This window comes from Burkholderia sp. B10, from assembly GCF_004368385.1.
Classification (GTDB): Bacteria; Pseudomonadota; Gammaproteobacteria; order Burkholderiales; family Burkholderiaceae; genus Burkholderia; species Burkholderia vietnamiensis.
In genome coordinates, this window is record NZ_PQMX01000015.1 from 1 (window position 1) to 24485 (window position 24485).

Annotated in this window: 23 protein-coding genes; 16 read left to right on the forward strand and 7 right to left on the reverse strand. The window is 68.1% G+C overall.

The genetic code is table 11. The features are described 5' to 3' along the window. Positions 1-118 precede the first annotated feature (118 nt). Entirely contained in the window at positions 119-520 is a 402-nt protein-coding gene (locus C3Y15_RS10310; protein ID WP_014724598.1) for an OsmC family protein, read from the reverse strand. Between the two features lie 292 nt (positions 521-812). After that, entirely contained in the window at positions 813-1733 is a 921-nt protein-coding gene (locus C3Y15_RS10315; protein ID WP_014724599.1) for a LysR family transcriptional regulator, read from the reverse strand. Positions 1734-2094: 361 nt separating this feature from the next. Between C3Y15_RS10315 and C3Y15_RS10320 the strand changes: the two genes are divergently transcribed. The 6 genes from C3Y15_RS10320 (at position 2095) to C3Y15_RS10345 (ending at position 7468) form a co-directional block, all read left to right on the forward strand. Continuing rightward, positions 2095-3051, forward strand: a complete 957-nt coding sequence (locus tag C3Y15_RS10320) for a helix-turn-helix domain-containing protein (RefSeq protein ID WP_185499743.1) — start codon at positions 2095-2097, stop codon at positions 3049-3051. Between the two features lie 54 nt (positions 3052-3105). Continuing rightward, entirely contained in the window at positions 3106-4422 is a 1317-nt protein-coding gene (locus C3Y15_RS10325) for an Nramp family divalent metal transporter (RefSeq protein ID WP_069246547.1), read from the forward strand. An 81-nt stretch (positions 4423-4503) separates the two neighbouring features. After that, positions 4504-5091 carry a phosphatase PAP2 family protein gene (locus tag C3Y15_RS10330; protein WP_059895573.1) on the forward strand — a complete coding sequence of 196 codons (588 nt, stop codon included), beginning with the start codon at positions 4504-4506 and terminating at the stop codon, positions 5089-5091. Positions 5092-5219: 128 nt separating this feature from the next. After that, positions 5220-5483, forward strand: a complete 264-nt coding sequence (locus tag C3Y15_RS10335) for a hypothetical protein (RefSeq protein WP_069246546.1) — start codon at positions 5220-5222, stop codon at positions 5481-5483. Between the two features lie 144 nt (positions 5484-5627). Next, positions 5628-6416: an SDR family oxidoreductase gene (locus C3Y15_RS10340; protein ID WP_014724604.1), complete on the forward strand. Its 789-nt coding sequence runs from the start codon at positions 5628-5630 to the stop codon at positions 6414-6416. A 35-nt stretch (positions 6417-6451) separates the two neighbouring features. After that, entirely contained in the window at positions 6452-7468 is a 1017-nt protein-coding gene (locus C3Y15_RS10345; RefSeq protein ID WP_014724605.1) for an NADP-dependent oxidoreductase, read from the forward strand. A 350-nt stretch (positions 7469-7818) separates the two neighbouring features. On the opposite strand, the gene C3Y15_RS10350 is transcribed toward C3Y15_RS10345, so the two are convergent. The 3 genes from C3Y15_RS10350 to C3Y15_RS10360 form a co-directional block, all read right to left on the reverse strand. Continuing rightward, a complete protein-coding gene (locus C3Y15_RS10350) occupies positions 7819-8871 on the reverse strand; it encodes an AI-2E family transporter (protein WP_011881522.1) in 1053 nt (350 codons plus the stop codon). A gap of 229 nt (positions 8872-9100) precedes the next feature. After that, positions 9101-9685 (reverse strand): YSC84-related protein, encoded by a 585-nt coding sequence (locus C3Y15_RS10355; RefSeq protein ID WP_046424621.1) that lies wholly within the window; start codon positions 9683-9685, stop codon positions 9101-9103. Positions 9686-9737: 52 nt separating this feature from the next. Continuing rightward, positions 9738-10124 carry a DUF883 family protein gene (locus C3Y15_RS10360; protein ID WP_045578195.1) on the reverse strand — a complete coding sequence of 129 codons (387 nt, stop codon included), beginning with the start codon at positions 10122-10124 and terminating at the stop codon, positions 9738-9740. A 734-nt stretch (positions 10125-10858) separates the two neighbouring features. On the opposite strand from C3Y15_RS10360, the gene C3Y15_RS10365 reads away from it, so the two are divergent. The 5 genes from C3Y15_RS10365 to C3Y15_RS10395 all read left to right on the forward strand — a co-directional run bounded on the left by C3Y15_RS10365 (position 10859) and on the right by C3Y15_RS10395 (position 15583). Further along, positions 10859-11212 carry a YciI family protein gene (locus tag C3Y15_RS10365; protein WP_011881526.1) on the forward strand — a complete coding sequence of 118 codons (354 nt, stop codon included), beginning with the start codon at positions 10859-10861 and terminating at the stop codon, positions 11210-11212. 125 nt (positions 11213-11337) lie between these two features. Next, on the forward strand, positions 11338-11760 hold the full coding sequence (locus tag C3Y15_RS10370; RefSeq protein ID WP_011881527.1) for a YciI family protein: 423 nt from the start codon (positions 11338-11340) through the stop codon (positions 11758-11760). A gap of 421 nt (positions 11761-12181) precedes the next feature. After that, a complete protein-coding gene (locus tag C3Y15_RS10380) occupies positions 12182-13450 on the forward strand; it encodes an RNA polymerase sigma factor (protein WP_011881528.1) in 1269 nt (422 codons plus the stop codon). Positions 13451-13888: 438 nt separating this feature from the next. Continuing rightward, complete coding sequence (locus C3Y15_RS10390) at positions 13889-14314, forward strand: hypothetical protein (protein ID WP_124260008.1); 426 nt, start codon at positions 13889-13891, stop codon at positions 14312-14314. A 315-nt stretch (positions 14315-14629) separates the two neighbouring features. Then, positions 14630-15583 carry a DUF6566 family protein gene (locus C3Y15_RS10395; RefSeq protein ID WP_014724610.1) on the forward strand — a complete coding sequence of 318 codons (954 nt, stop codon included), beginning with the start codon at positions 14630-14632 and terminating at the stop codon, positions 15581-15583. Between the two features lie 127 nt (positions 15584-15710). Here C3Y15_RS10395 and C3Y15_RS10400 read toward each other — a convergent pair whose 3' ends face one another. Further along, positions 15711-17243 (reverse strand): mannose-1-phosphate guanylyltransferase/mannose-6-phosphate isomerase, encoded by a 1533-nt coding sequence (locus C3Y15_RS10400; RefSeq protein WP_059458422.1) that lies wholly within the window; start codon positions 17241-17243, stop codon positions 15711-15713. A gap of 122 nt (positions 17244-17365) precedes the next feature. Beyond that, a complete protein-coding gene (locus C3Y15_RS31695) occupies positions 17366-17596 on the reverse strand; it encodes a hypothetical protein (RefSeq protein ID WP_162486632.1) in 231 nt (76 codons plus the stop codon). A 74-nt stretch (positions 17597-17670) separates the two neighbouring features. Here C3Y15_RS31695 and C3Y15_RS10405 point away from each other — a divergent pair, with 74 nt between their 5' ends. The 5 genes from C3Y15_RS10405 (at position 17671) to C3Y15_RS10425 (ending at position 24455) form a co-directional block, all read left to right on the forward strand. Continuing rightward, entirely contained in the window at positions 17671-19044 is a 1374-nt protein-coding gene (locus C3Y15_RS10405) for an undecaprenyl-phosphate glucose phosphotransferase (protein ID WP_011881533.1), read from the forward strand. Positions 19045-19110: 66 nt separating this feature from the next. Continuing rightward, the gene (locus tag C3Y15_RS10410) at positions 19111-20526 is read left to right on the forward strand and encodes a UDP-glucose/GDP-mannose dehydrogenase family protein (RefSeq protein WP_011881534.1); all 1416 of its coding nucleotides are present in this window, start codon (positions 19111-19113) and stop codon (positions 20524-20526) included. Between the two features lie 37 nt (positions 20527-20563). Continuing rightward, entirely contained in the window at positions 20564-21007 is a 444-nt protein-coding gene (locus tag C3Y15_RS10415; RefSeq protein WP_011881535.1) for a low molecular weight protein-tyrosine-phosphatase, read from the forward strand. Then, positions 21001-22179: a polysaccharide biosynthesis/export family protein gene (locus tag C3Y15_RS10420; protein ID WP_034194966.1), complete on the forward strand. Its 1179-nt coding sequence runs from the start codon at positions 21001-21003 to the stop codon at positions 22177-22179. Before C3Y15_RS10415 ends, C3Y15_RS10420 begins: the two co-directional genes overlap by 7 nt. A gap of 50 nt (positions 22180-22229) precedes the next feature. Then, complete coding sequence (locus C3Y15_RS10425; protein WP_011881537.1) at positions 22230-24455, forward strand: polysaccharide biosynthesis tyrosine autokinase; 2226 nt, start codon at positions 22230-22232, stop codon at positions 24453-24455. Positions 24456-24485 lie beyond the last annotated feature (30 nt).

The following is a 24485-nucleotide window of genomic DNA, read 5'->3' on the forward strand; positions in this document are numbered from 1 at the left end:
GCCCGCCCGTTTCGTTGATGGCGCGAGTTCGCGTGGCGGGTGGTGCGGCGGTGGTTTGGCAGGGCGCGGCCGTGCGCTGCATGGCGCGGCATGATGGCGCAGCCCGGCCCGGCGCGCGTCAGTTCAGCGTCGTTTCGATGCGCGTGCCGCGTTTCACGAACTGCGTGACCGGCGTCTTCTCGCAGATCTCGGCGAGGCGCGCGCGCTGCGCGTCGTCGAGCGGGCCGTCGAGCGTCACGACGCGGCGCACGTATTGCTGTCCTTCGCGATCCGCATGCAGCTCGGTGCGCACGTCGATGCGCGCGGCCGGCCACGTCTTGCGCTGCATGTACATGCGCAGCGTCGCGGCCGTGCATTGCGCGAGGCCGGCCAGCACCAGTTCGAACGGCGCCGGCCCCACGCCCTGGCCGCCTTCGCGCGGCGCCTCGTCGCCGGTCAGCGCATGCGTGCCGGCTTGCAACTGGACGACGTAGTCAGGGGCGTCGGCGGCGAGCGTGGCGGCAGCGTGGATGAGCGACATGGCGAGTCTCCAAAGATCGGGATGGGAACGGCCGCGACGCGGCGCGGCAAAGGGCTCGTCAGCATACCGTCTCAGCCGACATCGCGTGCGCAGCGTGCTGCGGGGAGAGCGGGTCGCGATCGCCGGGGGCGTCGAGTGCTGTGGGCGTATCGGGACATCGGAGACATCGGAGGCGTCGGAGGCGTCGAGCACATCGACCGCATCAGCGTATCAAGCACATCAACCGCGTCGAGCACACCGGACACATCAAAAGCACTGACCGCGTCAACCGCCCAAGCAGCGCCACGCAGCGCTACACAGCACCCCCCGCAATTTCCCGCACCAACCCCGCGACCCGCGCGCGCACCCACTGATGCGCCCGGTCGGTCTCGCGCGATTCGTGCCAGTACGCGAGCAGCGGAAACGGCTTGAGCCGCAGCGGCAGCGGCTGCACCGCGATCGGCAGCATGGTCGCGATGCGCAGCGCATACGTGCGCGGCAGCGTCAGCAGCAGGTCGCCGGCCGCCGCGATCTGGCACGCGGCGAAGTAGTGCTGGCAAATCAGCTGGATGTGACGGAAGCGCCCGTCGTTGCCGAGCAGCACGTCGAGCGATTGCGGCTCTCCGAGCGACGACACCGCGACGTGCCGCGCCGCGAAGTAGTCGCTGCGCCGCAGCGGCCCGCGCATCAGCGGATGATCGTGCCGCATCGCGACGACGAGCGAGTCGTCGAGCAGATGCTCGGTCGCGATGCGCGGGCCGGTCTGCACGCGGCGATCGACGACCAGATCGAGATTGCCCGACGCGAGTTCGCGTTCGATCTCCGACAGCGCGACGCGGCGGCTCACGAACCGCAGGCCCGGCGCGTCGCTCGCGAACGCCGCGACGATTTGCGGCAGCGCGATCGATTCGAGCACGTCGCGAATGCCGATCGCGATGCTCAGCTCGAGCGTCGCCGGATCGAACGCCGACGGATCGCGCGCCGCGCGCTGCAGGCCCGCGACGTGCAGTTGCACGTCGGCGATGACCGCGCGCGTGCGTTCGGTCGGCACGACGCGGTTGCCCTGCCGCACGAACAGCGGATCGTCGAAATGCGCGCGCAACCGGTTCAGCGCGTGCGTGACGGCCGGCTGCGTCAGGTGCAACGCACGCGCGGCCGCGCCGATCCCGCCATGCACGTAGACGGCGTCGAGCACGCGGAACAGGTTCAGGTCGAGACGATGATCGGCGGGCAAGGACGAGCTCGGCGAAGAGGGCGGTGCAGCGATTCTAAAGGATGCGGCGGCAACCCAAGCGCACCCGCGCATGCGCCGGCCGGCCCGGCGGCGCGCCGTTTGCCGCGCCGTCACGCGGCACAGCCTGTATCAATCCGCCATCATGATGTCGCGGTCGGCCACCGGCGCGCGGGAATCGGATCGTTCGGCTACGATGCCGTCGCTTCATATTTCGAGATAGCCGTCCTGTCGCACGCATCCACACCAAATATAAGCCTGACAGTTCGACGGTATCGGCAGAAGTCGAAACAGTCCGGGGGCCTTGCCAGTGCAAGCAGCAGATCAGCGGTGCGTAGTTGTCTATTTGAGTACGGGGTTTTCGTTGGCGCAGGCCGCGCGTCTCGGCGAGGCTTTCAATCTGGCGAATCGCCTGCAGCCGCTCGGCGCGGATTATGAGGTGAAGTACGTGTCCGAAAGCGGCGGGTTGCTGCAGTCGTCGTCCGGCGTGAGGATCGCCGCCGACGCATTCGACGACGAGCACGGCCGCAGCGCGTATGCATTCCTGCATCTTCATGGCGAGCGCGTGACGATCAACTGGGACGCCGCCTTGCAGCAGCGCCTCGGCAACGTCCGTCGCCAGGCGCGCTGGATCGCCGACGCGGTCGATCTGCCGGGCCTCGCCGCGGCGCCGCCGCTCATGCACGCGGCGCGCGCGCAGGCGGCCGACGGCACGCGCCGGCCGGCCGCGACGATCGAGCCGCCGGCCGGCGCCGTCGACGTGTTCGCGGTCGTGCTCGACATGTTCCGCGCCGATCTCGGCGACGGCGCCGCGCAGCAGATTGCCGACAACTTCATGCGTCCGGTCGAGCAACGCTATACGCAGTCGATGTGGGCCTACCGCGAACTGAGCGCGAGCCCGTCGATCCGGATGTCCGCGCAACGGCTGCGCACGCTCAGCGCGAACCGCATCTCGATCGCCGACGTCGCGCGCACGGCCGCGATGAGCGAGCGCAATTTCCTGCGGCGCTTCAAGCGGGAAATCGGCGTGACGCCGACCGAGTTCGTGCAGCACGTGCGGCTCGAGCGCGCGTGCCACATGCTGGTCCATACGACGCTGCCCGCCGACAAGGTCGCGCGCCGCACCGGGTTCGGCAGCGGCGAGCGTCTGGCGAAACTGTTTCGTCAGCGGCTGCTGGTGTCGCCGACCGAATTCCGCATCGCCGAGCGCGAGCGGCTGCTGATCGACGGCGCGCAGCAGCCCGAGGCGCGCGCCGAATCCCGGCCCGCGCAAGCGGCCGGCGACTGGGCCGGCCCGGCGGCGCACGCACACCTGCGGTAAAAAGCGGGGGGTGACCGTAAAATGGCCGGGTTGCCCATCCGATCGCCCGTGTCCATGCCCTTGCTTCCCACCACCGCCACCGCCCCGTTCTGTCCGTCGGAAGTAAAGGGCAGCATCACGATCGACGCGCGCGCGTCGCGCTGGATGAAGTTCAAGCGCTTCTTCGGCCCGGGCCTGCTGGTGGCGATCGGCTACATGGACCCCGGCAACTGGGCCACCGACATCCAGGCCGGCTCGCAGTTCGGCTATTCGCTGCTGTGGGTCGTCGCGTTCTCGAGTCTCGCCGCGATCTTCCTGCAGATGCTGGCCGCGCGGCTCGGTCTGGTCGCCGGCAAGGATCTCGCGCAGGCGAGCTACGACCGCTACGGCCGCGTCGGCCGCCTCGTGCAGTGGCTGACCGCCGAGGTGTCGATCATCGCGTGCGACATCGCCGAAGTGCTCGGCTGCGCGCTCGCGTTCAAGCTGCTGCTCGGCGTGCCGCTCGCGTGGGGGATCGTGCTGACCGCGCTCGACACGATGATCGTCCTCGGGCTGCAGGGCAAGGGCGTGCGCCAGATCGAGGCGATCGTGCTCGGGCTCATCTCGACGATGGCGTTCTGCTTCGTCGCGCAGGTCGCCATCACGCCGCCCGACTGGCATGCGGTCGCGAAGGGGCTGGTGCCGGGCAACCCCGGCCACGACAGCAAGGACGCGATCGTGCTCGCGCTCGGCATCGTCGGCGCGACGATCATGCCGCACAACCTCTATCTGCATTCGTCGGTCGTGCAGACGCGCCACGTGGTCGGCGGCGCGCGCGGGCTGATCCGCGACACGCTCGCGCTGGTGCGCATCGACACCTGCGTGTCGCTGTTCGTCGCGATGCTCGTCAACGCGGCGATCCTGATCGTCGCGGGCGCGGCGTTCCATGCGACCGGCCAGCACAACGTGACCGACATCGAGCAGGCCTACCGGCTGATCACGCCGATCGCGGGCGGTGCCGCCGCGCTGCTGTTCGGCATCGCGCTGCTGGCGTCCGGGCAAAGCTCGACGCTCACCGGCACGATCGCCGGCCAGGTCATCATGGACGGCTTCCTGCACACGAAGATCCCGTGCTACCAGCGGCGTCTGATCACCCGCGGGCTCGCGCTGGTGCCCGCGTTGATCGGCGTGCTGTGGCTCGGCGACGGGTCGGTCGGGCAGCTGCTCGTATGGAGCCAGGTCGTGCTGAGCTTCCAGTTGCCGTTCGCGATGTGGCCGCTGATCCGCTCGGTCAGCGATCGCGGCACGATGGGCGAGCATGCGATCGGCCGCGGGATGCAGGCGCTCGCGTGGGCGCTGTTCGCCGTCATCGGCGGCACGAATCTGCTGCTGATCACCGGCGTCGCAAGCTGATACAGCCTGTCACAGGCTGAAACGGCCGCGCTGTGTGCATGCGTTAAACTGCGGCCTTTCGCTAGCCGTTCGACGTCCATCATGTGGAGTGAAATCAGCAACATCGGCGACGCCGCGCTGACCCTGCCGGTCGCGCTGACCTGCGCTATCTGGCTCGCACTGTCCGACTGGCGGCTCGCGGTGCGCTGGGTCGCGCTGCTCGCGGCCGGCATGAGCGTGGTCGGCGCGACCAAGATCCTCTATGCGGGGTGCGGCATCGAGATCCCGCAGTTCGATTTTCGTGTGATCAGCGGCCATACGATGCTGTCGACCTCGGTGTGGACGGTCGCGCTGTCGACGTTGTGGCAAGGGTTTCGCGCCGGCAAGGCGCCCGGCGTCGCGGCCGGGCTGGCCGTCGGCGCGGTGACGGCGATCGCGCGCGTGCTCGATCATTCGCATACCGTTCCGGAAGTCGTCGCCGGCTGGCTGCTCGGCGCGGCAGTCGCGCTGGCCTTTCTGCGCGCATACGGCGACGCGCAACCGCGCGCGTTCTCGCCGCGCATCGCGGCCGTCAGCCTGCTGCTCGTGTCCGGCATCGCGTACGGACACCGCGCGCCGTTTCAGCAGATGATCGACACCCATTCCCCGCAGTTCTGCGCTTTCGTGCGCGGCGCCGGCAACGGCGCCTGACGTGCGCGGCCGGCGCGGCGCGTCGGTCGCCGATGCCGCCGCGCGCGTGGCGCGGTCGCGCTGCAACGCCTGCTTCCTCCTCGCCTTGCCATTTCGTCGTCGACGGCCCGCGTGCGTGCGCCAGCGCCGTGCGCGGCGACCTGTCGCGCGCGCCGGCCAGGGGCGCGGCGCTCATCAATCCCGTCGATGACCGGGTATTACGAATATTCATTTCATCGATCGGCGGCGATCGCGTACGCTGGCGTTCGATCGAGCGGTGCCGGCAGCGACGGGCGGGCGCGTCGCTGCCGGCGGCGATGAAGCTGCATCGGCAGGCGATCGCGTGTGGCATCAGCTTCACGCCGGGCCGCCGCTCCCGGCCGCGCACGGCTTCGAGCGCCGCGTGCGCGTGAAATTCTGGCGTCTCCGGCGCGGCCGGTTGTGCCGGACAGTCGGGCCGACGCCGCCACGCGGGCTCGCTATACTCGCACACCGCGCGAGCGCCGACAGGCGCGCGGCAGCCGCCGTCGCGGCCCATCACGATAGGAGCAGGTTCCATGACAGTCGTTTCTTCACGCCTCGCCGGCAAGCGTGCCTTCATCACGGGCGCCGCGGGCGGGCTCGGCCGCGCGATCGCGCGCCGGATGGTCGAGCAGGGCGCGCGCGTATTCCTGACCGACATCGCCGACGCCACGGCGCTCGATGCGTTCGCGGCCGAGCTGAACGCCGCGCACGCGGCGCCGGTCGCGTTCGCCGCGACGCAGGACGTGCGCGACGAGGCGCGCTGGCAGGCGCTGCTCGCGCAGGCCGACGAGGCGCTGGGCGGCCTGTCGGTGCTGGTCAACAACGCGGGCGTCGGGTCGATCGGCGCGCCGACGCAGATCGCGCTCGACGAGTGGCGGCGCGTGATGGCGATCAACGTCGAGAGCATCGTGCTCGGCTGCAAGCACGCGCTGCCGTACCTCGGTGCGAGCGGCGCGGCGTCGATCATCAACATCTCGTCGGTGGCCGCGTTCAAGGTCGAGCCGGACTTCACCGCGTACAACGCGTCGAAGGCCGCGGTCGCGTCGCTGACGAAGTCGGTCGCGATCGATTGCGCGCGCCGCGAACTCGACGTGCGCTGCAACTCGATTCACCCGGCGTTCATTCGCACGGGCATCGTCGAGCCGCTGTTCCAGTCGCTCGGCGAGCGCGACGCGACGCGCAAGCTCGCACGCGGCATCCCGCTGCGCCGCCTCGGCGAGCCGGACGACGTCGCGCATGCGGCCGTCTATCTGGCGTCCGACGAGAGCCGCTTCATGACGGCCGCCGAGCTCGTGCTCGACGGCGGCATGTGCGCGGTGTGACGCGCACCGACCAACCATTACCGGAGGAGAACCTCGTGTCGACACTCGTGAACCGTCAGCTGCTGTTGAAGACGCGCCCCGAAGCGCGCGTCGGCCGCGAACATTTTTCGCTGGTCGAAACACCCGTCGCCGCGCTCGCCGACGGCGAAGTGCTGGTGCGCGTGCTGTATCTGTCGATGGACCCGACCAACCGCGTGTGGATGAGCGACGTGCCGCAATACCTGCCGCCGGTCGCGATCGGCGAGGTGATGCGCGCGCTCGGCATCGGCCGCGTGGTCGCGTCGCGCCATGCGGATTTCGCGGAAGGCGATCTGGTGCAGGGGCTCGTCGGCTGGCAGGACTATGCGCGCGTGCCGGCCGATCAGGCCGCGCAGCTCGTCAAGCTGCCCGCGCAGTCGGGCCTGCCGTTGCCGACGCTGCTCGGCGCGTGCGGGATGAGCGGCCTGACCGCGTACTACGGGCTGACCGAGATCGCGCCCGTGCAGCCGGGCGAAACGCTGGTGGTGTCGGCGGCGGCCGGATCGGTCGGCTCGATCGCCGGCCAGATCGGCAAGATCCACGGCGCGCGCGTCGTCGGCATTGCGGGCGGCGCGGACAAATGTCGCTACCTGACCGACACGCTCGGGTTCGACGCTGCCGTCGACTACAAGGCCGACGACTTCCGCGAGCAGTTGAAGGCCGCCACGCCGGACGGCGTGCACGTGAACTTCGAGAACGTCGGCGGCGACGTGATGCGCGCGGTGTTGTCGCGGATGGTGATCGGCGGCCGCGTCGCGCTGTGCGGCGTGATCTCGACCTACAACAGCGGGCGCGCGGCCGACGACGTCGGCGTGCTGATCTCCAAGCGGCTGACGATGCGCGGCTTCCTGATCCTCGACTACCGCAAGAGCCGCGAAGCGGTGCAGACGCTCGCCGGATGGCTGCGCGACGGCCGGCTCAAGGCCGAGGAAACCGTCGCCGACGGGCTCGAAAACGCGCCCGACGTATTGAACCGGCTGTTCGACGGCGACCATCGCGGCAAGCTCGTGCTGCGCGTCGATCCGCAGGCGTGACGCGCAGCGTGCGTGCGTAACGGCGTCGTGTCAGCCGTTGCGCGGAACTTCGCTGCGGCTGCTGTGGGTGACGTTGGTGTGTTGGCGAACGAGGCGGCGTGACGTGCGCGTCACGCCGTTTTTTTTCGACTTCGAGCGGGAAAGCGGGGGAGCCGGACGATCACGCACGTACGCCCGATGTTATCGCTGGTACTGCCGCTGCGCGCGTCCACCGGTAGTGCAGCCGGGCGCATCGCATCGGCCAGTAGGGCCGCGTGGTGCGACGACGGCTGCCGGCTCGCGACCTCACGACGACCGGCGCGGCGCCCCCCACGATCGCCCCTCTTCGCCCGCGACCGGCGCACCCCGCGTCATTCCCCCTGTTCGGCGCGTGCGTAGATGTCCCAGCTGGCCATGAACAGCGCGGCGACCAGCGGCCCGATCACGAAGCCGTTGATGCCGAACAGCGCCATCCCGCCGAGCGTCGAGATCAGCACGACCCAGTCGGGCATCTTCGTGTCCTTGCCGACGAGGATCGGGCGCAGCAGGTTGTCGACGAGGCCGATCACGCCGACGCAGAACCCGACCAGGATCACGCATTTCCACACCGCGCCGGTCGCGAGGAAATAAAGCGCGGCCGGCACCCACACGAGGCTCGCGCCGATCGCCGGCAGCAGCGACAGGAACGCCATCAGCGCGCCCCACAGCACGACGCCCTCGATCCCGAGGATCCAGAAGATCAGCCCGCCGAGCGCGCCCTGCACCAGCGCGACCGCGATGTTGCCCTTCACGGTCGCGCGCACGACCGTGGTGAACTTCGCGAGCAGCAGGTTCTTGTGCTCCTCGTCGAGCGGCAGCGCGCGCCGCACGCGGCGGCCGATTTCACCGCCGTCGCGCAGCAGGAAGAACACCATGTACAGCATCACGCCGAAGCTGACGACGAACTGGAACGTGTTCTGGCCGATGCTGAGCGCCTGCGTCGCCGCGAACTGGCTGATCTGCGCGGCGCCGTCGGTCAGCTTCTTCTGGATGCCGGGGACGTTGGTGAGCCCGTATTTCTGCAACAGGTGCTGGATCGACGTCGGCAGCGCCTGAATGATGTCGTGCACGTACTTCGAATAGTTCGGCGGCGCGTCCTTCAGCTCCTGGTACACGTACGCGATTTCCTGCACGAGCGTCCCGGCGACGAACACGAGCGGCAGGATCACGATCAGGATGATCAGCGACAACGTGAGCAGCGCGGCGAGGTTGCGCCGCTTGCCGAAGCGCGCGGCGAGCCAGCGCTGCACCGGCTGGAACAGGATCGCGAGAATGGTGCCCCAGAACACCGCGCCGGAGAACGGCGCGAGGATCCAGCAGAGTCCGACGGTGACCGCGAACAGCAGGAAGTAGAAGAATTTTTGGTGATCGTGTCCGCTGTCCATGGATGGTTCGCGCAGATTGATGCCTGGTTTGATTGAATCTCGTTGCCTCGGGCGCGATCGGCTCGCGAACGTCACGGTTCACGGCGACGCGCACCGCACGGCGGCCCGGATCGCAGTATGCCCGCAAAGGGGGCCGCGTCATAGCCGCTGCGCGGCGCGCACACGAAAACGCCGCGGCACGGGCCGCGGCGTTGCTGGGCAGCGGGCGCGGCGGCGCCGCGCCGGAGCGTCAGATGTGGAGCCTGGTGATCTTGGTGCCGTTCACCGACAGGTCGCCCATCAGGCCGGCGTTCGTCAGTACCAGCACCTCGACCGGGGCGGTGGCCGTATTGGTGTCGACCGCGCCGTTCGCACCGACCTTCACGACCGCAACCGACGCATCGGCGCCGGCCGACCAGCCTTCCGACTTGCGGAACGTGTCGAGGGCATCCTGCGTCATGAACAGGAACACGATCGCCTTCGACTGCGCGCCGGCCTGCAGCCCGACCGACAGCGACGACGTGTTGTAGTAGCCGACGGTGCTGCCGCCGACGCGCAGCGCGCCGTTGCCGGACTGGCCGCCGACGATGAAGCCGGCCTGCAGCACGTTCGGGAACACCAGCACGCCGCGCGCCTTCGACACGAGATCGCGGGAGCCGGGCACCGTCGAATAGAGGCGCGACAGCGTCGCGTTCACGCTCGCGTCGATCGACTCGCGTTTCGACGCGCTGGCCGAGGCGTTGTCGGGTCGGTCGGGGGTGGTCGTGCAACCGGCAAGGGCGAGGCTGCCGAGCATCACGGCGGCGGCGGCTTTCAGTGCGAGGGACTTCTGCATGGCGATTCTCCTTCGTTGTCGGGTTGAGGACGAGCGGGACGAGCAGCCCGGTTCAGCGGCGGGCAAGGAGCAGGCCTACGACGAATGCGAGGCCGCCGACGACGCCGGCCGTCTGCCACGGGTTGTCGTGGACGACCTGCGCCATGCGTTCGGCCGATTCGCGCAACCGGACGGCTGCGTTGCCCGACGCGTAGTCGAGCCTGCTGCGCGCTTCGTCGAGCCGCGCCTGGACGCGCTTGCGCAGCGCCGCGATATCGCCGTCGCCGTCGTTCTTCAGCAGATCTTCGAGTTCGTCGACGAGGCTGCGCAGGTCGTCGGTGACGTCCTCGTGCAGGTCGCGAGCAGCCGAACGGGTGCTGCGTCCGACGCGCCGGCCGGTGCGTCGGAGCTCGGACAGCCCGCGGTCGAGCTTGTGTTCGATCGAGTCGGTGAGCGCCATGGTGTTTATCCTCCTTCGATTTGATTTACACGCCACTTTGAAGATAAAACGAAACCCAGCATCCGATGAGATTCATATCGTTCGATTGAGTTTCGATACAAACTTTCAATTCGTCGGCGAGCTTCCCTGAGCGCCTTGCGCCACGCGGGCGGGACGGCGGTTAAAAAATGTCGCGATCGGTCGCGGCGGCGTAGCGGACGTCAGCGATGAAGCGATCGTCCGGTAAATATGGCCCGCCGCGATGGACCCGGTAAATAGTGCCGTTGCACGCATGGTGCTGATGCAATTGCACTAATCGACGCTGATGCGTGCAGCAGGTTGCGTGCCTGCTGTTGGGGTGGTCCCGCTATGCCACGGCCCGTGGCGCGTAACGCGTGGTCGCGCGCTGCCGTTCGTTGTGCAGGCGTGCGTAACGCGTCGCTCGTTGCGTGCCGGTTTTGTAATCCGGGCAAGGCCGGCGATGCAACGGCAGAATGCGCGCGCGGAGAGCGGGCTGGCCGGTGGGGCGTCGCACGGGCGGCGTGTCGAGTAGTGCGCATCACGTCGATCCGTTTGCCGCAGCAAAATCCGGACGCCAGCCACGCCGGTTGAAGGCAAAATCGCTTGCAGCGTGAGAAATCGCCATTGGAGCCGCGCCGGTCGCCGCGCGCGGCAGCGGCTGCTACGCTTTGCATCCGCCGCGTCATTCCGGCCCGCGCGTTCAATACTGCGTACGGCCGCCACGGGAGAGCACGATGTCCTACATGCTGTTGATAGTCGAACCGACCGACCAGCGTGCCGAACGCACGCTCGAGGAAGGGCAGGCGCTATACGCGCGGATGGTGGAGTTCGCCGGCACGCTGCAAGCGCGCGGCGTGTTGCGCGGCGTCGAGTCGCTCGAGCGTTCCGAGCGCGCGACGCGCGTGCAGGTGCGCGACGGCGACACGCGCCTGATCGACGGCCCGTTCGCCGAGGCGAAGGAAATGATCGGCGGCTTCTTCCTCGTCGACGTCGACACGCGCGACGAAGCGATCGAGATCGCGCGCCAGTGCCCGGCCGCCCAATGGTGCACGGTCGAGGTACGCGCGGTAGGCCCGTGCTTCCTGTGACGAGCGCCGCGTCGGTATTTACCCTGATTCGGCGTGCAACACGTCGATCCGTCCGCGTGCGGCGCGTCGTAGGGTCAAGGCGCCGATGAGCGGCTGCCTTTTCCACCGATGACAAGGAGCGAGCGATGCGATTCATGATCATGATCCGGGCGACCGCCGTGAGCGAGTCCGACGCGTTGCCGGACGACCGGCTGGTCGAGGCGATGACGGTCTATCACGAGGAACTGGCGAAGGCCGGCGTGCTGCTCGATGCGAACGGCCTGCGGCCGAGCGCGAGCGGCTGGCGTGTGCGGTACAGCGGCGGCAAGGGCACGGTGGTCGACGGCCCGTTCGCGGAAACGAAGGAACTGATCGCCGGCTACACGCTGATCCAGGTGCGTTCGCGCGACGAAGCGCTCGAGTGGACGCGGCGGTTTCCGGCGCCGTTCGGTGCGGAAATGGACTGCGAGATCGAGGTGCGTCCGCTGTTCGAACTCGACGACCTGACGCCGAGCGACGCGGTCGAACGGTTCCGCGAGCTGAACGTCGGGCACGGCCGCGGCGTTTGATTCCACGTCGTCGGGTGATCGCCATGGACGACATGACCTTCATCGCTTTGCCGGCGGCGCGGGGCGAACGCGTGGCGGCGTTCGATGGTGCGTTCGGTTGCGTGTCGGGCGCTGGGGGCTTGGGGGCTCCGAAGGCAGTGCTGACCATGAGGACTGCGAGGAGCGTGAGGACAGCGCCGCCCGTAAGGACAGTGCCGAGCGCATGGACCGTGAGGACCACGGCGACCACGGCGACCATCGCGGCCACCGCGGCCACCGCGACTACCGCGACTACCGCGACTACCGCGACTACCGCGACTACCGCGGCCACCGCGGCCACCGCGACCACCGCGACCACCGCGACCACCGCGACCACCGCGACCATCGCGACCATCGCGACCATCGCGCCCCGGCCACCCACCCCCGCCCAAGGACTCTCGGCGTGACCCGCGAGGCGACCGATCGTGCGATCGAGGCCGTGTGGCGAATCGAGGCGCCGAAGATCATCGCGCGCGCCGCGCGGGTGGTGCGCGACCTCGGCGTGGCCGAGGAACTCGCCCAGGACACGCTCGTCGCGGCGCTCGAGCACTGGCCGGTCGACGGCGTGCCCGACAATCCGGCCGCGTGGCTGATGACCGCCGTGAAGCGTCGTGCGCTCGACCGCGTGCGCCAGGAGTCGCTGCACGCGGCCAAGCGCGATCAGCTCGGTCACGAAATGGACGCGCTCGAAGCGCACGTCGTGCCGGACATCGCCGATGCGCTCGCCGACGCGCGCGCGGACGACATTGGCGACGACCTGCTGCGACTGATCTTCACGTCGTGCCATCCGGTGCTGTCGGCCGATGCGCGCGTCGCGCTGACCTTGCGGCTGCTCGGCGGGCTGACCACCGGCGAGATCGCGCGCGCGTTCCTGTCGCCGGAGCCGACGATCGCGCAGCGCATCGTGCGTGCGAAGCGCACGCTCGCGGCGGCGCGCGTGCCGTTCGAGGTGCCGGCCGCCGAGGCGCGGCCCGCGCGGCTCGCGTCGGTGCTCGAAGTGCTCTATCTGATCTTCAACGAAGGCCATGCGGCGACCGCCGGCGACGACTGGACGCGCCCCGCGCTGTGCGACGAGGCGTTGCGTCTCGGCCGCGTGCTGGCCGGGCTGATGCCCGATGAAAGCGAGGTGCTCGGGCTGCTCGCGCTGATGGAACTGCAGGCGTCGCGCATGCACGCACGCACCGATGCCGACGGGCGGCCCGTGCTGCTGCTCGACCAGGACCGCAGCCGCTGGGATCCGCTGCTGATCCGCCGCGGCCTGGCGGCGCTCGAGCGGGCGACGAAGCTCGGCGGTGTGCGCGGGCCGTATGCGCTGCAGGCCGCGTTGGCGGCCTGCCATGCGCGTGCGCACACCGCAGCGGACACCGACTGGGCGCAGATCGTCGCGCTGTACGACGCACTCGCCGAAGTCGCGCCTTCGCCGGTCGTCGCGCTCAATCGCGCGGTAGCGGTCGGGATGGCGTTCGGACCGGCCGCCGCACTGGAGCTCGTCGATGCGCTGCGCGACGACCCGGCGCTCGCACGCTATCACTGGCTGCCGAGCGTACGCGGCGACCTGCTCGCGAAGCTCGGCCGCGCCGACGAGGCGAAGGTCGAATTCCGGCGCGCCGCTGAGTTGACGCGCAATGCGCGTGAAAGGGAATTGCTGCTCGGACGCGCGGCGGATGCATGACTTGCGGTTGCCCCATGTCGTGCACGCGACGCCACCGCGCATCGCCGCGCCCCGCGAGCAACAGCGCGTGACAGGCGAAGCGGCGCGCGACATTCAGACGTTCCATCCGGGCATTCGTACGCAACGTCAACTGCGCTATGCCGCCGCTCGCGCCGTGCGATCCCGTCGGCGTCGCGGCGAAGCGGGCTGCAAGCATGGCGCTGTCGAAGCGCTTGCGCGCGCAACGGCATGGTGCCGCGCGCAGGCCGACGCATGACGCATATGTATATGTATTAGCTGCCGGTGACGTTCCGATCGACGCCGCGATGCGTGCGACGGGACCAGCATCGTGTCGGCCGCTGAACCATATGCTCTCGCGGCATCGCGACGTTGTGCCGAAGACTGCATTGCGTGGACCCGGCGCGAAGTGATGCCGGCTGCCGTGCGATCCGCGCGCGCATGGCTTCAACCATCTGGCTGCCGACACGCATGTCACTCATGCCCGATACGCGCATGAGCCGTGTGTTCCGCGTCCGTCCCATTCGGCATGAAGCCCCACCCGGTTGCCGGCCCGCCACCGCAATCCGGCCGCTCAATTTGCACACCAGGAAACAACATGCATTGCGCGTCAACCCCGCTTTTCACGACTCGCAGAGAAACAATAAAAAGATTGTGCGCAAAGATAATTCCATTTCGGCCAATTTGAATGATTTACCGATCCGTGAATATCTTGTTACGAATTTCTCCCTGAATTACCGATTTTGGCCGCCACGTGCCGAGTTTGTTACCGCGTCAGGGTCGGAGCACCCGCTGCGCCATACCGGGCGGACCTGCCGTATCGCCCGCACAGCCCCGCCGGACGGGGCTTCCCAGCACGCTGCATAAGGATCGATCAAAAAAATTCAAGCATAAATGGTTTGCGCATCCTTGGCAGGTTGTTTCAGTACGTAACATTAAGTCATTGTCATATTGAGATAAACCCTGAGGATGGTATGCTTCGTGCACAAAAATTCCCACATTGGAGTGAGACCGTGATTTGTGCGCCATTGCCGGGAATGGCGGCACCGTTGAAGGGCGGTGCCGCGCCGGCATGCACAACATTCGGATAAACATAATGTGCAACCGGGCCGCCGCGTCACGCGATGCGTGACGCGGCGGCGACAATCGCAGCCCCGGCCTGGCTGCGTGGAGAGATCTACTATGTTCTTCGATGAGCTTACCGATGAAGAGTGGTTTCGTCTTTCGACGCTGATTGCCGATGAACCGATCCGGCTGAACCGCCGAGGCCGCCCGCGTGCCGAACCGCGCGTCGTTGCCAACGCGGTCCTGTGGATCCTGACGACGGGCGAGGCATGGTCCAAACTTCCCGGGCGCTATCCGTCCGGGCCGACGTGCCGTCGCCGCTATGAGGAGTGGCTCGCCAACGGCACGCTGCTTCAGATGATCGACGTGCTGACGCAGTTCAGCGGGCGCACGTTCGCCTACGTGCCGCCGCCGCCCGCGCCCGCCGCGCCGGCATCGCGCGCAGAGCCCGTGCAGGACAACGACCGCCTGCGCGGCGTGTTCTGGCAAAACCCCGAATCGTGGCAACTACCGGTTGCGCGCGCAAACGTTTGGGATGGCGAAGGTGCGATGGCGCTGGCCACGATGTCGAGCGACGCCGCCGTCGAATCGGCGCGTGCGTCCGCATCGCCGTTCACCGTGCCGGGCGCACGCCCGGCCGGGCTGCGTCAGGGCCGGCCGTCCGCCGCGAGCTTCGCGTCGGCCGAGCCGCAAGTCGACGAGTATCGCGGCTATACGATCTACGGCAGCGCGCAGCCGGTGCAGAACCTGATGTATCGCGCGTGGGCCGAGATCACGCAGGACGGCCGTCGCGTCGAGCGCTCGGGCCTGATCGGTCCGCGTTTCACCGATGCGGACGAAGCCGAGCAGTACGCGCTCGACTGGGCGCGCCAGTGGATCGATCGCCACGGCGCGAGCGACGAGCCCGTGCACGCACCGCAAGGCGAAGTGCTGGCCGGCCTGTCCGCGCTCGCGCGGGCGGAGTCGGACATCAAGCGCTTCATCGCCGAGCGTCGCGGCGCCGCGCTGGCCGAAGGCCGCAACGATCCCGTGCAGCCCGATCGCCGCGAGTACGCGTATCGCGTGGGTTGATCGCGGTCCTGACCAAAAAGCGGGCGCCGTGTGTCACACGGCGCCCGCTTTTTTTGTGGTCCTCGAGCGCAACGTTGCCTGCCGGGCGCGCCATTGAAGCGAAGCCGCGCGCCCGGCAGGCGTTGCGTCATTGGCGTCCGTAGGTATCGTCGAAGCGGACGATGTCGTCCTCGCCGAGATACGCGCCCGACTGGACTTCGATCAGTTCGAGCGGCATCTTGCCGGGATTCTCGAGCCGGTGCGACACGCCGAGCGGAATGTAGGTCGATTCGTTTTCGGAGAGCAGGAAGGTTTCGTCGCCGCGCGTGATGCGCGCCGTGCCGCGCACGACGATCCAGTGCTCGGCGCGGTGATGGTGCATCTGCAGCGACAGCCGCGCGCCCGGCTTCACGACGATGCGCTTGACCTGAAAGCGCTCGCCCATGTCGACCGAGTCGTAGTGGCCCCACGGCCGATGAACCTTGCGATGGTCGGTCGCTTCCGCGCCGCGTTCGGCCTTGATGCGGCCGACGATCTTCTTCACGTCCTGCACGCGCGATTTGTCCGCGACGAGCACCGCGTCGGGCGTCTCGACGACGACCAGATTCTGCGTGCCGACACAGGCGACCAAGCGGCTCTCCGCATGCGCGAACGTCGAGTCGGCGTTCTCGAACAGCACGTGGCCGCGGCCGACGTTGCCGGCGTCGTCCTTCGGCAGGATCTGCCAGATCGCGTCCCACGAGCCGACGTCCGACCAGCCCGCGTCGAGCGGCACGACCACGCTCTCGCACAGCTGCGGCTGGCTCGCGAGCGGCTCCATCACCGCGTAGTCGATCGAGTTCGACGGCGACGCGGCGAACGCGTCGCGATCGACGCGGAAGAAGTCGCCGTCCTGCTTGCCGTTCGCAACCGCCTGTTCGCAGGCCGCATGGATCTCGGGCTCGAGCCGGCGGATCGCGTCGAGCCACACCGACGCGCGCACGATGAAGATCCCGCTGTTCCACCAGTATTCGCCCGATTCGACGTACTGCCGCGCGAGTTCGAGATGCGGCTTCTCGACGAAGCGGTCGAGGCGGCGCACGTCCAGCCCGCCGGTGGCCGCATCGCCGAGCGGCGCGCCGACGCGGATGTAGCCGTAGCCCGTCTCCGCGCGCGCCGGCACGATCCCCATCGTCGCGATCTTGCCTTGCGCCGCGCAATGCACGCCGGCCGCGACGGCCGCATGAAAGCGCGCGCGATCCGCGACGGCGTGGTCGGCGGGCATCACCGTCATCACCGCATCGCCGCCGTCGGCGACGATGCGCAGCGCGGCGAGCGTCAGCGCCGGCGCCGTATCGCGGCCGAGCGGCTCGAGCATGATCGACGCGCGCTTGCCGGTCACGCGCAATTGCTCGGCGGTCGTGAAGCGATGATCCTCGCCGCACACGATCAGCACGTCGTCGTTGACCGGATGCGACGCGGCCAGACCGTCGAGGCGCAGCGCGGTGGATTGCAGCAGCGAATGATCGCCGAGCAGGCCGATCAGCTGCTTCGGATAGTGCTCGCGCGACATCGGCCACAGGCGCGTGCCGGAACCGCCGGCGAGAATCACCGGCTGCACCGCGACGCGCAGTGCGGCGTCGGTTGCGGCGGAACTGGGGGGCGTATCGGCTGCCACTGCTGCCACGGCCGGAGCATTCATGATGACACTCTCCTCGATTAGAGTCAGTGCCCGTTTGTAGCATGAAGTAAATCGACAATAAAACCGGCGGCACTCTGTAATATTCAGCGCAGACGCTTCCGGGAAATTTTTACAGCTACTCGTCAGACGTAAATAAAAAAATAAAAAAATATTTCGCCGATGCGGCCAGCAGCCGCTTCCCGTAAAGCTCCGGGCCGATCCGTAAAGTTCCATGAAATTCCCCTCGGCAGCGCCGATTCGGGAAAAGCTGCCGAATTAATTCGCGAATTGCGCGGCAAGAATTTCCGATTATTTTTCGAAATACTTGTGCGCTTGAGAGTGGATTTTCTTGCCGCTTCAATAGCGTCATGCAACGTTTGAATCGAAAGTGCGGCACGGGTCGTACGAGGAGTGGTTCGGCAAACGCCTGTTCAAAGAGGAAGCTGACATGTTGAGCGTGCTGGCGAGAGTCATCGATATCGCGATGGTCGTGGCAGGAGCGCTGCTCGCCGCCGCGTTGCACGGCGGCAGCATCTGGCTCAACGACCTGCAACGCACGACGGTCCTGTTCGACTGCCTGCTCGTCGTCGTGTTCTTTCCCGCCGCGGGCATCTATCAGTCGTGGCGCGGCAAGCGTCTGGTCGGGCTGATGGTGCGCGTCGCGTTCGCGTGGCTCGTGGTCGAGCTCGCGGGCATCCTGATGAGCTTCAGCTTTCACCAGTCGGGCGAGCTGTCGCGACTGTGGCTCGGCTACTGGGCGCTCGTGACGACCGCGCTGCTCGCCGGCTCGAAGGCCTGCGTGCACGTCGTGCTGCGGCAACTGCGGCGCGGCGGCTACAACCTGAAGGCGGTCGCGATCGTCGGCGGCACGCCGGCCGCGCGGCGGCTGATCGCGCAGATGCGTGCGCGGCCCGAAGCCGGCTTCAACCCGGTGTGCGTGTACGACGAAAGCGGCGCGCCCGGCGAAGTCGCGCTCGACGACGTGCGCATCGAGCGGCAGTTCGAATCGCTCGTGTGGCTCGTGCGCAGCCGCGCGCTCAGCGAGCTGTGGCTCGCGCTGCCGATCACCGAGGAGCGCCGGATTCATCAGATCGTGACCGTGTTTCGCCACGACTTCGTGAACATCCGCTTCATCCCGGACGTGCGCACGCTGTCGTTCTTCAACCAGGAAGTGGTCGAGCTGCTCGGCGTGCCGGCGATCAACCTCGCGGCGTCGCCGATCACCGACGTGCGGATCCTGCCGAAGTTCGTGTTCGACCGGCTGTTCGCGCTGGCAGCGCTGACGATGCTCGCGCCGCTGATGCTGGCGATCGCCTGCCTGATCAAGCTGACGTCGCGCGGGCCGGTGTTCTTCCGCCAGAAGCGCAAGGGCATCGACGGGCACGAGTTCGAGATCTACAAGTTCCGCTCGATGAAGGTGCATCAGGAGACGGCGGGCCAGGTCACGCAGGCGACCAAGAACGACTCGCGCGTGACGCCGGTCGGTCGCTTCCTGCGCCGCACGAGCCTCGACGAGTTGCCGCAGTTCATCAACGTGCTGAAGGGCGAGATGTCGGTCGTCGGCCCGCGGCCGCACGCGCTCGCGCACGACGACATCTACAAGGATCTGGTGAAGGGCTACATGTTCCGCTACCGGATCAAGCCGGGCATCACCGGCTGGGCGCAGATCAACGGCTATCGCGGCGAGACCGACCAGATCGAGAAGATGATGGGCCGCGTGAAGCTCGATCTGTACTACATGCAGAACTGGTCGTTCTGGCTCGACATCAAGATCGTCGTGCTGACGCTCTGGAAAGGCTTCACGGGCAGCAACGCTTACTGACGCCGGGTCCCGCGCAACACCCGGTTCCACGCATTTCGAACCATTGGTCAAGAGGTCCGACACATCATGAATCTGACTATCATCGGCAGCGGTTACGTAGGTCTTGTCACCGGCGCCTGTCTCGCCGACATCGGGCACGACGTGTTCTGCCTCGACGTCGATCAGGCGAAGATCGACATCCTGAACGCCGGCGGCGTGCCGATCCACGAGCCGGGCCTCAAGGAAGTGATCGCGCGCAACCGCTCGGCCGGCCGCCTGCGCTTCTCGACCGACATCGAAGCCGCGGTCGCGCACGGCGACGTGCAGTTCATCGCGGTCGGCACGCCGCCCGACGAGGACGGCTCGGCCGACCTGCAGTACGTGCTCGCGGCGGCGCGCAACATCGGCCGCTACATGAAGGGCTTCAAGGTGATCGTCGACAAGTCGACGGTGCCGGTCGGCACCGCCGAGCGCGTGCGCGCGGCCGTCGCCGACGAGCTCGCGAAGCGCGGCGAGGACGGCCAGATGTTCTCGGTCGTGTCGAACCCGGAATTCCTGAAGGAAGGCGCGGCCGTGGACGACTTCACGCGACCCGACCGCATCGTGATCGGCTGCGACGACGACGTGCCGGGCGAGCGCGCGCGCGAGCTGATGAAGAAGCTCTACGCGCCGTTCAACCGCAATCACGAACGCACGCTGTACATGGACGTGCGCTCGGCCGAGTTCACGAAATACGCGGCGAACGCGATGCTCGCGACGCGCATCTCGTTCATGAACGAGCTCGCCAACCTGGCCGACCGCTTCGGCGCCGACATCGAAGCCGTGCGCCGCGGGATCGGCTCCGATCCGCGCATCGGCTATCACTTCCTGTATGCGGGCTGCGGCTACGGCGGCTCGTGCTTCCCGAAGGACGTCGAGGCGCTGATCCGCACGGCCGACGAGCACGGCCAGTCGCTGCAGATCCTGAAGGCCGTGTCGTCGGTGAACGCGACGCAAAAGCGCGTGCTCGCGGAGAAGATCGTCGCGCGCTTCGGCGAGGATCTCAGCGGCCGCACGTTCGCGCTCTGGGGCCTCGCATTCAAGCCGAACACCGACGACATGCGCGAGGCGCCGAGCCGCGAGCTGATCGCCGAGCTGCTGTCGCGCGGCGCGCGCATCGCGGCGTACGACCCGGTCGCGCAGCAGGAGGCGCGCCGCGTGCTGGCGCTCGATCTCGCGGATCACCCGAGCTGGCTCGAGCGCCTGACGTTCGTCGACGACGAGGCGCAGGCCGCGCGCGACGCCGATGCGCTCGTGATCGTCACCGAATGGAAGGCGTTCAAGAGCCCCGATTTCGTCACGCTCGGCCGGCTGTGGAAGTCGCCGGTGATCTTCGACGGCCGCAACCTGTACGAGCCGGAGACGATGAGCGAGCAGGGCATCGAATACCACCCGATCGGCCGCCCCGGTTCGCGTCAGGCCGTGGCCGCGCGTGCGCCGGCCGCCGCGCGCGCGAGCGCGTAACGCGCGCGCCGCTACCCGTCACCCGAAGCGACACGCCATGTTCCGGAACATCCTGATCGTCTGTCACGCGAACGTCTGCCGCAGCCCGGCGGCCGAGATGCTGTTCAAGTCGCATGCCGCGTCGCGCGGCGGCCCGCGCCCGACGTTCCATTCCGCGGGCGTGCGTGCGAACGACGGCGACGGCATCGATCCGGTGATGCGGCGCCTGCTCGCCGAGCGCGGCGTCGATGCCACGACGCATCGTTCGCGGCGGCTGTCGCGCCGGATCGTGCGCGACGCCGACCTGATTCTCGTCAGCGAGCGCGGGCAGATCGCGGCCGTCGAGGCCGTCGATCCGTTCGCGCGCGGCAAGGTCCACTTGCTGGGCAAGTGGGAGGACGCCGAGATCGCCGATCCGCATGGCGGCCCCGAGGCCGACTATCGCGAGAGCTACTCATTGATCGAACGTCTGGTTCAAGGATGGCTGCAAAAACTATGCTGAAACGTCCCATGCGCCCGCTGGCGCTCGCCGTCGCGCTGACGACCTTCCTGTCGGCCTGCGCGAGCGCGCCCGGCAACTATCTCGACTCGTCGAACCTGAAGGACGACGGCCGGCAAGGCCAGCCCGAGACCTATCCGGTTCATTACATCGACGCCAAGCTGGTGATGGATCAGTTGCAGAAGCAGCAGGTCGAGCATCCGCTGCCGCCGGGCCGTTACACCGATCCGTCGCAGTACGTGTATCGCGTCGGCCCGCAGGACATCCTCGGCGTCACGGTGTGGGATCACCCGGAGCTGACGACGCCGCAGGGCCAGTCGTTCTCGAGCGGCGGCAACACCACGCAGTCGGTCGCCGGGGCGTTGCAGCAGCCGTATACGTCGGCGCTGCCGGGCCAGGCCGACCCGTACGGCCAGACCGTCGCCGCGGACGGCACGATCTTCTTCCCGTTCGTCGGCCGGATTCGCGTGGCGGGCAAGACGGTCGCGCAGATCCGCGAGCAGATGGCGTCGAGCCTCGCGCGCTACGTGAAGAATCCGCAGCTCGACGTGCGCGTGCTGTCGTTCCGCAGCCAGAAGGTGCAGGTCACCGGCGAGGTGAAGCAGCCGGGGCCGCTCGCGGTGAGCGACGTGCCGCTCACGCTCGTCGACGCGATCTCGCGCTCGGGCGGCTCGACCGCCGAGGCCGACCTGCAGCGCGTGCGCCTCACGCGCGACGGCAAGCTCTACACGCTCGACGCGAACGGCGTGCTCGATCGCGGCGAAGTGAAGCAGAACGTGATGCTGCAACCGGGCGACATCATCAACGTGCCGGACCGCAGCGACAGCCGCGTGTTCATCATGGGCGAGGTGAAGACGCCGGTCACGGTGCCGATGCTCAAGGGTCGCCTGACCATCGCCGACGCGCTGACGGCCGGCGGCGGCATCCTCGACACCGACGCGAACCCGCGCAAGATCTACGTGATGCGCGGCATGCGCGACAACCCGACGAAGCCGGAAGTGTTCCGTCTCGACATGACGCAGCCGGATGCGCTGATGCTGTCGAGCCGCTTCCCGCTGCAGCCGCTCGACGTCGTGTACGTCAGCACGGCCAGCTCGGTGCAGTTCAACCGTGTGCTGCAGCAGGTGCTGCCGACGATCCAGACGATCTTCTACATGCGGCAAATCACGCGCTGATAGCCCGCCGGGGCGGCGTCTGCCCCCCGGCACCACTGAAGCGGGAACGAATGGTGAACACGCAAGCGAAACACTCCCACGCGGACCTGACCGCGAAAACCGACGAAGAGGACGTCGTCCTCGGCCAGTTGCTCCAGGTCATCATGGACGACATCTGGCTGCTGCTCGGCATCGCCGTGACGGTCGTCGCGCTCGCCGGCCTCTACTGCTACGTCGCGAAGCCGGTCTATCAGGCCGACGTGCACGTGCGCGTCGAGGGCAACGACAACACGACGCAGGCGCTCACGCAGACGCAGACGGGTGCGATGATCAACAGCGGTCCGCAGCAGGCGCCGACCGATGCCGAGATCGAGATCATCAAGAGCCGCGGCGTGGTGGCGCCGGTGGTCGAGCAGTTCAAGCTGAACTTCTCGGTCGTGCCGAAGACGCTGCCGCTGCTCGGCAGCCTGGCCGCGCGCATCGCGACGCCGGGCCAGCCGTCGCGCGCGTGGTTCGGGCTGCGCTCGTACGCGTGGGGCGGCGAGGTCGCCGACATCGACACCGTGAACGTGGTGCCGGCGCTCGAAGGCAAGAAGATGACGCTGACGGCCGGCCCCGACGGCACCTACACGCTGGTCGACCCGGACGGCCGCCGGCTGCTCGCGGGCCGCGTCGGCGAAACGGAGCAGGGCGGCGGCGTGACGCTGCTGGTGCAGAAGCTCATCGCGCGTCCGGGCACGCAGTTCACTGTGGTGCGCTACAACGATCTCGACGCGATCACCGGCTTCCAGTCGGGCATCCAGGTGTCCGAGCAGGGCAAGCAGACGGGCGTCGTGCAGATCTCGCTTGAAGGCAAGAACCCCGAGCAGACCGCCGCGATCGCGAACGCGCTCGCGCAGTCGTACCTGAACCAGCACGTGATCGCGAAGCAGGCCGAAGCGACCAAGATGCTCGACTTCCTGAAGGGCGAGGAGCCGCGCCTGAAGGCCGATCTCGAGCGCGCGGAAGCCGCGCTCACCGAGTATCAGCGCACCTCCGGCTCGATCAACGCGAGCGACGAGGCGAAGGTCTACCTCGAAGGCAGCGTGCAGTACGAGCAGCAGATCGCCGCGCAGCGGCTGCAGCTCGCCTCGCTCGCGCAGCGCTTCACCGACTCGCATCCGATGGTGATCGCGGCGAAGCAGCAGCTCGCCGAGCTGCAGGCCGAGAAGGACAAGTTCAGCAACCGCTTCCGCAGCCTGCCCGCGACCGAGGTGAAGGCCGTGCAGCTGCAGCGCGACGCGAAGGTCGCCGAAGACATCTACGTGCTGCTGCTCAACCGCGTGCAGGAGCTGTCGGTGCAGAAGGCCGGCACGGGCGGCAACATCCACCTGGTCGATTCGGCGCTGCGCCCGGGCGATCCGGTCAAGCCGAAGAAGGTGCTGATCCTGTCGGCCGCGGTGTTCCTCGGGCTGATCCTCGGCACCGGCATCGTGTTCCTGCGCCGCAACCTGTTCCAGGGGATCGAGGATCCTGACCGCGTCGAGCGCACCTTCAACCTGCCGCTCTACGGGCTGGTGCCGCAAAGCGCCGAGCAGGTGAAGCTCGACGCGATGGCCGAGAAGAGCGGCGCGCGCGCGCGGCCGATCCTCGCGAGCCTGCGCCCGAAGGATCTGAGCGTCGAAAGCATGCGCAGCCTGCGCACCGCGATGCAGTTCGCGATGCTCGACGCGCAGAGCCGCGTGATCGTGCTGACCGGCCCGACGCCGGGCATCGGCAAGAGCTTCCTGACCGTCAACCTCGCGGTGCTGCTCGCGCATTCGGGCAAGCGCGTGCTGCTGATCGACGCGGACATGCGCCGCGGGATGCTCGACCGCTACTTCGGCCTTACCGTGCAGCCGGGCCTGTCCGAGCTGCTGAGCGACCAGTCGCCGCTCGAGGACGCCGTGCGCGAGACGCCGGTGCAGGGCCTGTCGTTCATTTCGGCCGGCACGCGGCCGCCGAACCCGTCGGAGCTGCTGATGTCGACGCGGCTGCCGCAATACCTCGAAGGGCTCGGCAAGCGCTACGACGTCGTGCTGATCGACTCGCCGCCGGTGCTCGCGGTGACCGACGCGACCATCATCGGCCGCATGGCGGGCGCGACCTTCCTGGTGCTGCGCTCCGGCATGCACACCGAAGGCGAGATCGCCGATGCGATCAAGCGGCTGCGCACGGCGGGCGTCGATCTGGAAGGCGGGATCTTCAACGGCGTGGCGCCGAAGGCGCGCGGCTACGGCCGCGGCTACGCGGCCGTCCACGAATACCTGAGCGCATGACCGCATGGCCCGGCCGACTGGAGAACTCCC